Genomic DNA, 13,335 nt, shown 5'->3' on the forward strand with positions numbered 1-13,335 from the left:
AGCGTACTGTAGTTCCGCGAAATGCCCATTCAAGCCGTTATGACTAGCCATAACGCACTGTAGTTCCGTTAGCCCGCCCATGATAACGTTTTCAAAGGATCAAGCAGTTCGGTGAACCACTTACAGTACCATCTCTCCAAACCAAGCTTGCTCCCCTTAAAGCAATATATACATTCTTATCTTTGCAAAAAACCGGCTCCCCAAGGGAACCGGCTTCATTTATTAATCTCTTATCATCTGCTTCTGCTGTTAAGCGAGTGTTGGCTGGATATTGAAGAAGCCCAAGTCCACAGCTTCTTGCTCTTCCACTTCCTGCGGCACCACACGATGGATGTCCGCTCCCAAATCGCGAAGCACATCGGTAATGTCGACGTATCCGCGATCGATATGGTGAACGCCGGATATCTCCGTCTCCCCATCGGCCACTAGCGCCGCTAGGATGAGCGCAGCTCCTGCGCGCAAATCGGTCGCGCACACTTTCGCGCCTTGCAGCTTCGCATTGCCGCTTACGATGGCTGTACGGCCATCGACTTTGATTTGTGCGTTCATGTTTGTGAATTCTTCCACATGCATGAACCTGTTCTCAAATACAGTCTCCGTTACGAGGCTCGTGCCGTCTGCAACCATCAGCAACGCCATCATCTGGGACTGCATATCGGTTGGGAAGCCGGGGTAAGGCAGCGTCTTCACGTCCACTGCACGCAGCGGTCCGGAGGCAGAAACACGAATGCCGTTCTCATCCTCTTCAATAAGGACGCCCATTTCCTGCATTTTTGAAATAACAGGTCTGAGATGGTCTCCAATGGCGCCTTCCATATATAGCTCACTGCCCGTAATGGCTGCCGCTATCATGTATGTACCCGCTTCTACCCGATCCGGTATAACCGTATGTACGACCCCTCGAAGTTTCTCTACGCCTTCTATTCGAATAACGCCTGTTCCTGCGCCGCGGATGACAGCACCCATCGCATTCAAGTAATTGGCCAAATCTACAATCTCCGGCTCTTTGGCTGCATTCTCAATCGTGGTTGTGCCCTCGGCCAACGTGGCTGCCATCATAATATTCTCGGTTGCGCCTACGCTGGCTACATCCAGATAAATTTTGGCGCCTCTGAGGCGTCCCTTGATTTTCGCTTCAATGTATCCTTGACCCAGTTCAATCTCAGCGCCCATCGCTTCGAAGCCTTTGAGGTGCTGATCGATAGGTCTTGTACCGATGGCACAGCCGCCCGGCAGAGATATTCTCGCTTGACCTAACCTGGCTAAGAGAGGGCCCATCACGAGGAAGGAGGCTCTCATTTTGCGGACAAGATCATATGAAGCTTCGCAGGTGGTAATTTGTTGAGCACGAACTCGAATGACCTGACGATCATACTCCACTTCAATACCTAGACTCTGCAGTACTTTATTGATGACTAATACGTCGTCTAAGGGAGGCGCATCATGGATGACGCTTTCACCTTCCGACCCCAGAATGGAAGCCGCAATAATCGGCAGAACCGCATTCTTTGCTCCGTTGATTTTCACATTGCCAGCTAACTTTCGGCCACCGCGGACGATAATTTTGCTCATCATGGTCCCTCCGCGAACTTATTTTGATTTTACGCAGTTTTTACAATACTTCACTTCGCACATTTCCTAAGTTTATCATTTCACCCTATATTGGACAACTGTGTTCTTTTGGTATTCCAATTGCCACCCATAGAGTTCGGATAAGGTTGCATGTTTCGATCCGTTCTATATCCATTGTTGACAAGAAAACTGCGCATTATTCGATAAAGTTGCATAAAAGAGGGTTGAAGCTGCCATTAGAACATCTTGCTGAAGCTCATGGAAAACCCTAAATATTGGATAAAAAAGCTGGCAACCAAGTGCCCCAACGCAATGGATAAAAGGATCTGCAGCATAATGGCTTGCGCCCCCTTTGGCTTCTTGAGAAGCACATCAAAGCGAAATGACTGCAAGGCCCACCATGCCAAACCGATACACATAATATACACCGCAATGTCGACCATGTTCATCAACGATGCATAACTTGCCGCTTCATTCCATTTGTCTGTCTCTGCCATGCGCTACCTCACTCCTGTTACCGATTAATCACTTTCGCCAACATCGTTACGAATTCAGCGCGCGTTGCTTCTGCATCAGGATGAAAGGTGCCATCTGAGTACCCGCTGATCCAGCCATCCGCCCACATTTGCTTCAAAATACCGACACCCCAGTAAGATTCATCGACATCGTTAAACGGGGAATTCCCCCGCCGTTTTCCCGTCATGTTCAAGCTTCGCGCCAGCATTTGTGTCATCTCCATCCGCGTTAGTGTGCGGTCCGGTCCAAAAGTACCATTCGGGTAACCATCCACAAGATCGGCCTGCACGGCTCTAGCGACATAATCATAGGCCCAATGCGCGGAAGTGAGATCATTAAAGTACAGTTGCCTCATCTTCGACAGCTTCAAAGCTCTTGTCAAAACAGTTGCCGCTTCTGCTCGGGTGATGAACTGATTCGGCGCAAAACGGTAATTCCCATAGCCGCTAATGATTTCTTGCTGTGTCATTTTCGTAATGGCATCCACCGCCCAGTGGCCGTCGATGTCAATAAATCCGCTTACTAGCGGATAACTTTCGGCTTTCAACCGGTACATCTGGCTCAAGAACCATTTGTCCGCGGTCAGCTTGATATAATACGTTCCTTGATCCAAGACCTTCTCGATAAAAAGCGAGTCTGCACCGGGTTCACTCTTATATAACGCTTGTTCCTTTAATGAGCTGTCATACAAAGTCGCATAAAGTGTGCGTCCCGCAGGAAGGTTGGTCAAACTAATTTGAGATAAACCGTCACGATCCATACGGAATTGAAACCAGTCCACGTCTTCATTCTTATCAAACAAGCCCTCATACTCCGAGAACATAGCCGCAAAGGTCGCCTGGTAAGGTTTATCGTTTGGCTCATTCGGATCAATTAACTTCGGCGCGTATTCAATCTCAAGTGTATACTCACCCGTAATCGGCTCGGAGTAATCTTTCACATTGCTTACCTTGATGTAATATTGGCCAGGCAGCAGCTCCATCTGGGAACTGCTTTCCATAACTCCATCCCCCGACTGGTCAATCGAGATCCCCTTTTCCCCTTCCTTCTGGAAGAAAATAGCGGGATCTATCCGGGCGGTATCGACAAACAGTTTCAAACGCATCGTCCCCGATTTCTCTAACGGCAGCGCAAACCAATCAACATCGCCTTTTTTATGAAAAGTACCACGAATCGTTTGACTCCTGGCCGGAAGAACAAAAGCCTTGTACTGCTTATCATTATCCTCAAATGGATCTTTATAAATATTGAAATTCGTTTGTAAGGAGTAACTGAGCGCCGCTTTGCGCGTGCGATCGACAGTCTGAAGCTGCACGTACGTGCGCCCTTTGCTCACTTGAAACGTGAAGGGCCGATTCGATGCATCCGTTGTAAAAACCTCACCGGAATCGACCTGCACACGGATGCCAGAGGTATCACCGCTGCGCAGCATCAATTCGATTGAGCCATCGTATGGCGCATCGATAGCGTACCAGTCTTGATCCTGCGCTGAGCTCAGCGTCGCATGGATTGCCGCATGAACGGGCAGCTTTGCCGCCTCGGCCTGCCGGTTATTCGGCTCAAAACGATCCTCATTGTAGGGCTGCGTAAGCGCCATATCAGCCCTTAGCATGCCATAGCCTGTATGATCATCCCAGCCTTCATCTTCGAGATCTTCCGTCGTTTGCTCCAATAAATCGCGGACTTGGTAGGCACGCAATCCGGGGTATTTCCCCCAGACGAGCGCAGCTGCCGCCGCGACCTGCGGTGCCGCCATCGAGCTGCCGTCCTGATACTGGTAGCCGCCTCCGAGCGATGTCGTGTACACATCCCACGGAGCCACAAGATCAAGCTCAGGCCCGAAGTTGGAGCGGTAATCCGCATGTTTATCTGCAGTTACACCGCCAACCGCAAGGACCGTCGGATAGGCCGCAGGATATTTCACACTGGTTCCTTCATTCCCGACGGCTGCAACAAGCAGCACTTCGTGGTCTTCTGCATACTGCACAATATCCGCCAAGTAGTCGGAGTATTTATTCAGTCCAAGTGAAAGCACAACGATCTTAGCCCCATGATCCACTGCGTATCGGATGCCTTCGCCAAGCTTCGCTTCGCCGCCCGTGCCGTCAGCCTCCAGCGCTTTAATCGGCATGATTTTAGCATTAGGCGCAATCCCGGCAATCCCTTTATCATTATTCATCGTGGCCGCAATAACGCCAGCAACGTTAGTCCCATGTCCGTTATCATCCGTTGGCTTCTTGCCCTGCTGAAGCAAATTCACGCCCTCAACAAAGTTCCCTGCCAAATCCGGGTGCGCAAGATCGACTCCAGTATCTACGACCGCCACCACGATCGGGGTCTTCACGTCTCCAGCAGCTGCCCAGCCTTGATTCATATGAATCATATCCAAATAAACCTGCTTAACCCTCATCGGATCCGTTGATTGCGGATAAGCCGCTTCTGCCCTTGGCGCAATCCCTGAGAGCTCCAGAGCCAGTAGCATGATTGCAAGGAGCAGGAGGTGTCGAGTTAGTTTCATGAAATCACAGGCTTCCTTATTAGTAATAGTCTTTTTCACATTCTCTATCTATACCACATTCCACAGCTTCTTGATACCTTTAACGGTTTTTCTTCGCAAAAAGTTCAGATATCCCTACAGTTTTTTGGCAGGTAAATTTTGGTCTAAACGCAAAAAAGCCCCTCCCCACAATTTACGCGGGAAGAGGCTTCCTCAGAAGATGCTTTACATCATCATAAAATCTTTCATCAGACTGAAAATGGATTCAATGCCTTTCAGCACAAGATGAGGGACAAAGCCTAACGCCAAACCGATTAAAGCGCACAGCCAGACGGTAACCCCTAACGGGACCGTAACCTTAACTTCCGTAGACTCGTAATCGCTGCGCATAAACATTTGACGAACAACACCGAAATAGTAGTAGAACGATACGACACTGGTGACAATCATGAGCGCACCGAGCCAGTATTGGTGAGTCTGCATCGTCCCTAAAATAATATACAGCTTCCCGAAGAATCCGCCGCTCACAGGAATACCCGCTAAAGACAGGACAATGAGCACCATCGCGACAGCAGTCAAAGGCGCCCGATAGTACAGACCTCCGAAGCCTTTCAACTCGGTATTCCCCTCGGCTTGCTCAATAATCATCAGAACGGCGAAAGCCCCGATATTCATGAACAAGTAGGCGATCAAATAAAAGATAAATTCAGAGAAATTGCTGGAATGCGTACCCGAAAAGTAAGTGCCGATCGGTACGAGCAAATATCCGGCATTCGCAATTCCCGAATAAGCAAGGAGCCGCTTCATATTCGTTTGTTTCAAGGCGATGAAATTACCCGTCACCATTGCGATGGCAGCCATAACTGAAATCGCCAGAAACACATCCGATTGGATCGAGCTGCCTTCAATGCTGCTGAATCCGAACAGCACGTAGAAGATACGGAACAGGATCGCGAAGCCTGCCGCCTTGGAAACAACCGCCAAGAACGCGGTCACCGGCGTCGGAGCGCCTTGGTACACATCCGGTGCCCAGCTGTGGAAAGGAGCAGCGGCGATTTTGAAGCCGAAGCCTGCCAAAAGCAAGAAGAACGCGACGTAGAGCAGAGCCTCGTATGCCGGAACGAGTGAGGGCAGTGCCGCACCAATTTGCGACAAATTGGTTGTCCCCGCCATCCCGTACAGGAAGGACATCCCATACAAGATAATAGCCGATGAAATCCCGCCCATAACTAAATACTTGAACGCTCCTTCATTGGACTGATGATCTCTTTTCTTCATAGCCACGAGCAGATAGGACGTAATGCTTAACAACTCGAGTCCAACGTACAAAGTGATCAGATCGCCCGAAGAGGCCATAATCATGCCGCCAAGCGCTGCAGGAAGCAAGAAATAATAGTACTCGCCAACATGCGGAATATCGGTCTCCTTAACGAAGCCCAAACTCATGAATACGATAAGTCCCGTTCCCGTGAGGATGAACAGCTTGAGCAAATTCGAGAAGTCATCCACACGATAGCTGTTGTTGAGCAATTGCACGGCTTCTGCCGGGTTCAGCTGGAGCACAACGTATAACCCGGAGACGATAATTCCGATCAAGGAAAGCCACCCAATGATGGATCGGCTTGCCGTTCTCGGCATAATCAAATCCAAGAGCGATAGGATGATTGCGGTGGCAATCAGGGTGAGCTCAGGGAGCAGATGCGATAAATCGGTGACATGGAGTCGAAGCTGTTCCACCGGACTAACCTCCTATCTTCCCGGCTACGCTTTGGATCAGTTGATCAAAGCTGCCTATCGTTTGTTGCAGCGGCTGACTCAGCACGCTTGGGAATATGCCAAGCAGCAGAATAAATGCCACTAAGGCAATCATCGGTATGGCTTCAATAAGTCTGGCGTCACGCATACCTTGCGTCTGTAAACGCCGCTCGATAGGGCCGTAGGTAATGTTCAACACCCCTCGAAGCACATAGACTGCCGCTAAAATAATACCGAGCGTACCGACAGCCGCATACACTTTATGCGTTTCGAACAGACCCAGGAACGCTAGAAATTCACTGATAAATCCGGATAAGCCCGGCAATCCGAGCGATGCCATACCGGCAATCAGCAGGATGCCGCTGATGAATGGCACTGCAGCAGCCAGGCCGCCCAACCGATCCAACTGGGTCGATTCTGTTCGCTCGTAGATGCTGCCGACAAGCAGGAACATCAGCGCCGAGATGAGTCCGTGCGAGATGAGCTGGAACACCGCGCCTTGCAGGCCGGTGATGTTAAACGCGGCAAGTCCGAGCAGGACGATGCCCATGTGACTGATACTGGAGTAAGCCAGCACCAGCTTGAAATCCTTTTGCACGATGGCTAGAATCGCGCCGTACACAATGTTGATGACGCCGAGCAGGGCCAGCATCCAAGCCCACTGCTTCGCTTCCGCAGGGAAGAACAAGATGCCGAAGCGAATGAGGCCGTAGGCTCCCATTTTGAGCAAAATGCCCGAGTGAATCATAACCACAGATGGCGGAGCTTCTGTATGTACTTTGAGCATCCACGTATGGAACGGGAAGATCGGCAGCTTGATGCCGAACGCGACTAGGAGCAAGATGAACACGGTCCATCGCATCGCTGCGCTTAGGAAGAACGGCGTGCCTTGCTGATTCACATAAGCGCTAGGATCCTGCAGCAAATTATGCGCAATCGTATGAATATCACCGCTATAATACACGATGGCTTCTGTTTGCGACGCCACTTGGCTAAACCCTGCTGTGCTGACCAAAATCAAGAAAGCAATAAGCATAATCGCGGAACCGAGCCCATTGTAGACCAGGAAGCGGTTCGCCGCTTGCTCCCGGTTCATGTAGCCCCAGATCCCGATAAGGAAGAACATCGGAACGAGCGTAATTTCGAAAAATAAGAAGAACAAGAACAGATCCTGTGACATGAAGACGCCAAACATGCCGGTTTCCAACAAAAGGAACAGGATGTAAAATGTTTTCCAACGCTTTTTAATATGTACCGAAGCCAAGGCAGCCATGACTGATACGAAAGCGGTCAGAAACACTAGCGGTAATGAAAGTCCGTCCACCGCCAGCGAATACTTAAATTCGAAATAGTAGGAAGTCAACTGCTGAATACCCTCATGGTTGAGCGGAACTTTAATCCAGCTTAACTGCTCCTTGTACTGAAGGGGATCACCTTGATAGTTGTAATCGACGTACAGCCAAGCCGCTAAAATAAGCGGGATCAGCGTCGTTACAATGCCAATGGTTTTGAGCAGTTTGCCTTTATCACCGCGAATGAAGAGCAGGACCAGTACACCAAGCAGTGGAGAAAAGGCAATAAGGCTTAAAATCGGTATGTTATCCAGCATGGATGAACCTCCTTCCCGCGATGGCGAGCGCCAGAATCAGCATACCCAGTATTGTGATAATGCCATAGGTTTGCAATTGGCCGTTTTGAAGCCGGGAGCCTAGGCGTCCGAGCCCAACTACCGTAAAGGCGACCAAACGAACCAAACCATCGATGATGTAAACATCAATCAGTTCCAGTACATAACCTAAGCCTCGAAGCGGCTTCACGATTACACCTTCATAGAACTCATCGATAAAGTATTTGCGATTCAGCAAGGTATAGAGCCAAGGCGCTTTCCCGGAAATAACATCGCGCGGAATAGAGCGTTTCACATACATGAGATAGCCTAGGCCGATACCCAGCAAGCCTGCAAGCGTCGATAAAATAATGACGGTCCAATTCGCCGGTTCTGCGTGATTCTCACCCGTCAGCCAGTGGCTGAGCCATTCGTTAAACGGTGTGTTCACGAAGCCTGCAATAACAGCTAATACAGCAAGTATGATAAGCGGAGTCGTCATCGATGCCGGAGATTCGTGCGGTTCATGTGCGGTGTGCGCATGATGGCCTTGATCGTCATGCCCAGCAACAGCAGGCTTAGGACTCGGGGAGCCCATGAACACCAGGAAGAATAAACGCGACATATAGAATGCTGTGAAGAAAGCTGCGATCACTCCAACCCAGAACAGAAGCTGGTTATGCTCATACGCCTCCGTCAGAATCAAATCCTTGGACCAGAAGCCCGCGAAGGGGAAAATTCCCGCCAGGGCAAGCGTCCCTATGCCGAACGTCCATGTGGTGATTTTCATTTTGCGGGATAACCCGCCCATTTCATTGATGTTTTGCGTATGTACGGCGTGAATCACACTGCCTGCGCCCAAGAATAGCAGCGCTTTGAAGAAAGCATGCGTGAACAGGTGGAACATCCCGGATGCGAAGGAAACGCCAATCCCGAGCGCCATCATCATGTAGCCGAGCTGGCTCACTGTGGAGAACGCAAGAATACGTTTAATATCATTCTGCGCAACACCAATCGTTGCAGCGAAGATCGCCGTGAATCCGCCCACATAGGCAACGACGAGCAGAGCATCTGGCGAGGCATGGAAAATATCGAAAGTGCGCGATACCAAGTACACCCCAGCGGCAACCATCGTTGCGGCATGGATAAGCGCACTGATCGGCGTTGGGCCTTCCATCGCATCGGGCAGCCATGTATGCAGCGGGAATTGTCCCGATTTACCGATCGCTCCGACAAAGATTAGAATAGCGATCCATGTGACGATTGTCGGGTCAATTTTACCGGATGAGAACGCATTATGAATGGAGCTGAAATCCAGCGCGTGTCCTGGCATATACCAATACAGCAGCAGAATGCCGATGAACAGACCTACGTCGCCGATGCGGGTAACGATAAATGCTTTTTTCGCAGCCGCTTTCGCTTCCGGTTTAAAGTACCAGAATCCGACTAGCAGGAAGGAACATACGCCGACAAGCTCCCAGAAAATATAGAGCTCCAGCATATTCTCCGCGATGACAAGGCCCAGCATCGAGAAGGAGAACAGCGCAATATAGCTGAAAAACACATGAATGCGTTCGTCGCCTTTCATATAGCCTTTGGAGTAGATGTTCACAAGCAGAGAAACCAGCGTCACGATGACGAGCATGAGGCTGTTCAAATTGTTGACCTCAAAGCCCATATTCAGCGTGAAATCACCGACCTGGAGCCAGTGCAGCTTATCCCATGTGTAATCCTCAACTTTACCGCCTAGTCGTTCAACGAAAATCAGCAGAGCCACGATAAATGAGGCCAGCATCGCGAAAATACTGATGTAAATGCCAAGATCTTTCAATTGGCGTCCCATAGCCGTAAGCGCTAGAAAAGCGAGCAGCGGAAACAACGGAATGAGCCATGCATATTGCGAATAGTCCGATACCATGTCCTTCTCAGCCTCCTAGCGCTTCATAGAATCCATTTCATTCACGTTTGATGTTCCTTTATTCCGATAAATCGTAATGAGAATCGCAATCCCTACAGCCGCTTCGGCTGCCGCAATGGTGATATTAAACAAGGAGAAAATTTGGCCCGTGAGCGCTGGATGATCACCCAGCTTCGAGAAGGCTACCAGATTCAGGTTGACCGCATTTAGCATCAACTCGATGGATAGCAGGACGATAACCCCGTTCTTCTTCGTTAAAGCACCGTACAAGCCGATGCAGAACAGGATAGCCGCCAGCGTGAGATAAGGAGTAACAATCGTACCCACAGCCTCAGTCCTCCTCTCTCTTCGCGATGACGATTGCCCCGATAAAAGCTACTGTCAGCAGCACGGACATAATCTCAAAAGGGATGACGTGCTCGTTATAGAGCAGTTTACCGATTTCGAGCGTATTATCTTTGCCGGCATCCAATGTGCCTGTAGCGACGAAATTCGTCTTCTGAATTGCATAGAATAAAATCCCAAACAGCCCCAAGGCTCCTATAATCACTAAACCCTCATGCCAAGGACGTTTAGGCTCCGCCTCCTCACCTTGTCTATGCTTCGTCATCATGATGCCGAAGATCATCAAGATGGAGATAGCTCCTGCATAAATCAGCACCTGCACGAAAGCGACAAACTCCGCTTCCAGGATGACGTAGAGCCCCGCCAAGCTAATGAAGGTGAGGGCAACGGAAACGACCATATGAATAACCTTCGTAAACGAGATCATAAAGATGGCCCCGCCGATCGCCAGCAAAGCAAAAATGAAAAACGCCCAGCTCGATCCGCTTGAAAGGAAATCGCCAATACCGTTAAACATTCTTTTTGGCTCCCCCTTTCGGCATCGCGGAATTGTTCTCTTGGCGAACATTCTGATTGTTTTCATTCAGCCACTGCAAATTTTTGAACAAATCATCACGGCTGTAAGTGCTTAGCTCGAAATTATTTGTCATGACAATCGCTTCTGTCGGACAAACCTCTGTGCACAGATCGCATAAAATACAAATTTCAAAATTAATATCGTAGGTATCAATAACCTTACCCTTCTTCTCAGGGTCCGGATTCGCTTTGCCCGTTAGCGTAATGCACTCTGTTGGACACACTTTCGCACATTGATTACAGACGATGCATTTCTCTGGATCAAAATGTTGAATACCACGGAAGCGGTCCGGCATTTGGATCGGAACGTCGGGGTATGCGTACGTTATTTTTTTCTGAGTCATACTCTTGAACGTTACGCCCAAGCCTTTCATAATACCTTTCATCGATTATCCCTCCCTAGCGTTTTGCTTAGCAAAACTGTCCTCGTAAGCCATCCACTTCACGTTACACTCATGATGATCGCGGTCAGCAGCATGTTGACCAGTGCCAGTGGAAGCAGCACTTTCCAGCCGAAGCCCATCAATTGGTCGATCCTTACCCGTGGCAATGTTGCACGCAGCCAGAACAAGAAGAACACGATGAAGGAGAATTTCAGCAGGAACCAGATAAGGCCTGGGATGAAATCAAGGAACGGGAACGGCGCATGCCAGCCGCCAAGAAAGATTAGGCTTGCCAGTGACGCAATCACAAACACGTAGACATACTCTGACAACATGAAGAAAGCAAACCTGAATCCGCTGTATTCAACGTGATACCCTGCAACCAACTCAGACTCGGCTTCAGGCAAGTCAAAAGGCGTACGATTGAGTTCCGAAACGCCGGCGATCACGAAGATCACAAAGCCGATAATTTGAGGAATGAAATTCCAATGCCAGAAGCCACCGGTTTGATGATCAACGATCGTATGCAGGTTCAAACTTCCTGTCATCATAATAACCCCGATGAAGGAAATGACAAGCGGCACCTCATAGCTGATCATTTGCGCCGCAGAACGCATGCCCCCTAGAAGGGCATACTTGTTGTTGGACGCCCAACCCCCAAGTATAATACCGATCGTTGAGATCCCCGTCAGGGCCACATAGAAAAGCAGTCCCACATTCAAATTCGCATTAAACAGTTTTTCTGAAAAAGGAATCGTCGCAATAATGGTGAATGACGGGATAAAGGTAATAATGGGCGCTAGAATGAAAAGCTCGCGCTCTGCTTTCCGCGGAATGGTATCTTCTTTAATCAAAAGCTTGAGCACGTCCGCGACACTTTGAAGCAGTCCCAGCGGTCCTGTCCGGTTCGGTCCGATGCGCATCTGCATCCATCCGATGACTTTACGTTCAAAGTAAATTGCATAGGTAACGAAACCGAGCACGAGCAGCAGCATGACGATGCCCCAGAAAAGGAAGATGAAGAAATTCGTCCAGGTCAGACTCTCTTCAAGCAGATTCATCATTAGGCATCCACCTCTCCAACGACAATGTCGATTCCGCCCAAGATCGTAATCAGGTTCGTCATCGTTTCGCCGACCAGCAGCTTGGGCAATATTTGCAGATTGACGAAGGAAGGTCTGCGGAACTTCAAACGGTACGGCTCTTGTTTGCCCCGGGAAATAATGTAGCAGCCGATCTCACCACGAGGCGATTCAATCGCAGCGTAGACCTCTCCTTCAGCCGGACGGATGACCCTAGGCACTTTACCCATGGTTTCTCCTTCGGCCGGAAATTGTTCTACCGCCTGCTCCAGAATGCGCAGCGATTGCTTCACTTCTTCCATGCGGATCAAGTAACGATCATAACAGTCGCCGCCTGTACGTACAGGCACGTCGAATTCGAAACGGTTGTACAGACTGTACGGCTGTGTTTTACGTATGTCCCAGTTGACGCCGGTACATCTTAAATTGGCTCCGCTTAATCCGTAGGCGATCGCCGTTTCAGCGTCATATTTGCCTACACCTTTGATCCGGGCCAGAAAGATTTCATTGCCGGAAACGAGGTTGTGGTACTCCTCGAGTTTATCGCGCATATAGGGAACGAATTTGCGAACTTTATCGATCCAACCCTCAGGAGCGTCCCATTTGACCCCGCCAACACGCATATAGTTGTAAGTCAGGCGCGCTCCGCAAAGCTCATTGAACAAGTCAATAATGATCTCCCGATCGCGGAAAGCATATAAGAATGGGCTCATTGCCCCAATATCCAACAAGTAGGTGCCCCACCAAACCATGTGGCTGGCAATACGCTGCAGCTCCATCACGATCAAGCGCAGGAATTCCGCGCGTTCGGGCACTTCGAGCTGCATCATTTTCTCCACAGCATGCACGAGCACGTAATTGTTCGTCATTGCGGAGACATAATCCATTCGATCCGTATATGGAATGATTTGTGTATAGCTGAGATTTTCAGCCAATTTTTCGGTTCCTCTATGTAGATAGCCCATCACCGGGATGGCCTCCCGGATAATCTCCCCATCCAGTTTAACGATGACACGGAAAACGCCATGTGTACTAGGATGCTGAGGGCCAACGTTCAACAGCAGCTCTTCTGTCCGTAACAAGTG

At 49.6% G+C, this 13,335-nt stretch carries 11 protein-coding genes; all 11 read right to left on the bottom strand.

Going from position 1 to position 13,335, the window contains the following annotated elements; genetic code table 11:
* Nucleotides 1–249: 249 nt before the first annotated feature.
* Entirely contained in the window at nt 250–1,572 is a 1,323-nt protein-coding gene (gene murA, locus ABRS97_RS24665; RefSeq protein ID WP_367818479.1) for a UDP-N-acetylglucosamine 1-carboxyvinyltransferase, read from the bottom strand.
* A gap of 236 nt (nt 1,573–1,808) precedes the next feature.
* Complete coding sequence (locus ABRS97_RS24670) at nt 1,809–2,069, bottom strand: DUF1146 family protein (protein WP_367818413.1); 261 nt, start codon at nt 2,067–2,069, stop codon at nt 1,809–1,811.
* A 17-nt stretch (nt 2,070–2,086) separates the two neighbouring features.
* Nucleotides 2,087–4,606, bottom strand: coding sequence for a S8 family serine peptidase (locus ABRS97_RS24675; RefSeq protein WP_367818414.1), 2,520 nt, complete (start codon nt 4,604–4,606; stop codon nt 2,087–2,089).
* A gap of 204 nt (nt 4,607–4,810) precedes the next feature.
* Nucleotides 4,811–6,322 (bottom strand): NADH-quinone oxidoreductase subunit N, encoded by a 1,512-nt coding sequence (locus tag ABRS97_RS24680; protein ID WP_367818415.1) that lies wholly within the window; start codon nt 6,320–6,322, stop codon nt 4,811–4,813.
* 4 nt (nt 6,323–6,326) lie between these two features.
* Entirely contained in the window at nt 6,327–7,949 is a 1,623-nt protein-coding gene (locus ABRS97_RS24685) for a complex I subunit 4 family protein (RefSeq protein ID WP_367818416.1), read from the bottom strand.
* Complete coding sequence (gene nuoL / locus ABRS97_RS24690; protein ID WP_367818417.1) at nt 7,939–9,864, bottom strand: NADH-quinone oxidoreductase subunit L; 1,926 nt, start codon at nt 9,862–9,864, stop codon at nt 7,939–7,941. The genes ABRS97_RS24685 and nuoL overlap by 11 nt, the downstream gene beginning before the upstream one ends.
* Nucleotides 9,865–9,879: 15 nt before the next feature.
* Entirely contained in the window at nt 9,880–10,191 is a 312-nt protein-coding gene (gene nuoK, locus ABRS97_RS24695) for an NADH-quinone oxidoreductase subunit NuoK (RefSeq protein ID WP_367818418.1), read from the bottom strand.
* 4 nt (nt 10,192–10,195) lie between these two features.
* A complete protein-coding gene (locus tag ABRS97_RS24700; RefSeq protein WP_367818419.1) occupies nt 10,196–10,726 on the bottom strand; it encodes an NADH-quinone oxidoreductase subunit J in 531 nt (176 codons plus the stop codon).
* Nucleotides 10,719–11,171 carry an NADH-quinone oxidoreductase subunit NuoI gene (gene nuoI, locus ABRS97_RS24705; protein ID WP_367818420.1) on the bottom strand — a complete coding sequence of 151 codons (453 nt, stop codon included), beginning with the start codon at nt 11,169–11,171 and terminating at the stop codon, nt 10,719–10,721. The genes ABRS97_RS24700 and nuoI overlap by 8 nt, the downstream gene beginning before the upstream one ends.
* A 56-nt stretch (nt 11,172–11,227) precedes the next feature.
* Complete coding sequence (nuoH, locus tag ABRS97_RS24710) at nt 11,228–12,232, bottom strand: NADH-quinone oxidoreductase subunit NuoH (RefSeq protein ID WP_367818421.1); 1,005 nt, start codon at nt 12,230–12,232, stop codon at nt 11,228–11,230.
* A complete protein-coding gene (locus tag ABRS97_RS24715) occupies nt 12,232–13,332 on the bottom strand; it encodes an NADH-quinone oxidoreductase subunit D (RefSeq protein ID WP_367818422.1) in 1,101 nt (366 codons plus the stop codon). The genes nuoH and ABRS97_RS24715 overlap by 1 nt, the downstream gene beginning before the upstream one ends.
* Between the last annotated feature and the right edge of the window lie 3 nt (nt 13,333–13,335).

Origin of the sequence: Paenibacillus tabacirhizosphaerae, assembly GCF_040812395.1 — a bacterium.
Classification (GTDB): domain Bacteria; phylum Bacillota; class Bacilli; order Paenibacillales; family NBRC-103111; genus Paenibacillus_E.

Excerpts from the sequence above, each read along its gene's own strand:
- nuoH (WP_367818421.1), bottom strand. The coding sequence starts at position 12,232 with ATGATGAATCTGCTTGAAGAGAGTCTGACCTGGACGAATTTCTTCATC.
- murA (WP_367818479.1), bottom strand. The coding sequence starts at position 1,572 with ATGAGCAAAATTATCGTCCGCGGTGGCCGAAAGTTAGCTGGCAATGTG.
- ABRS97_RS24670 (WP_367818413.1), bottom strand. The coding sequence starts at position 2,069 with ATGGCAGAGACAGACAAATGGAATGAAGCGGCAAGTTATGCATCGTTG.
- ABRS97_RS24685 (WP_367818416.1), bottom strand. The coding sequence starts at position 7,949 with ATGCTGGATAACATACCGATTTTAAGCCTTATTGCCTTTTCTCCACTG.
- ABRS97_RS24700 (WP_367818419.1), bottom strand. The coding sequence starts at position 10,726 with ATGTTTAACGGTATTGGCGATTTCCTTTCAAGCGGATCGAGCTGGGCG.
- nuoL (WP_367818417.1), bottom strand. The coding sequence starts at position 9,864 with ATGGTATCGGACTATTCGCAATATGCATGGCTCATTCCGTTGTTTCCG.
- ABRS97_RS24675 (WP_367818414.1), bottom strand. The coding sequence starts at position 4,606 with ATGAAACTAACTCGACACCTCCTGCTCCTTGCAATCATGCTACTGGCT.
- nuoI (WP_367818420.1), bottom strand. The coding sequence starts at position 11,171 with ATGAAAGGTATTATGAAAGGCTTGGGCGTAACGTTCAAGAGTATGACT.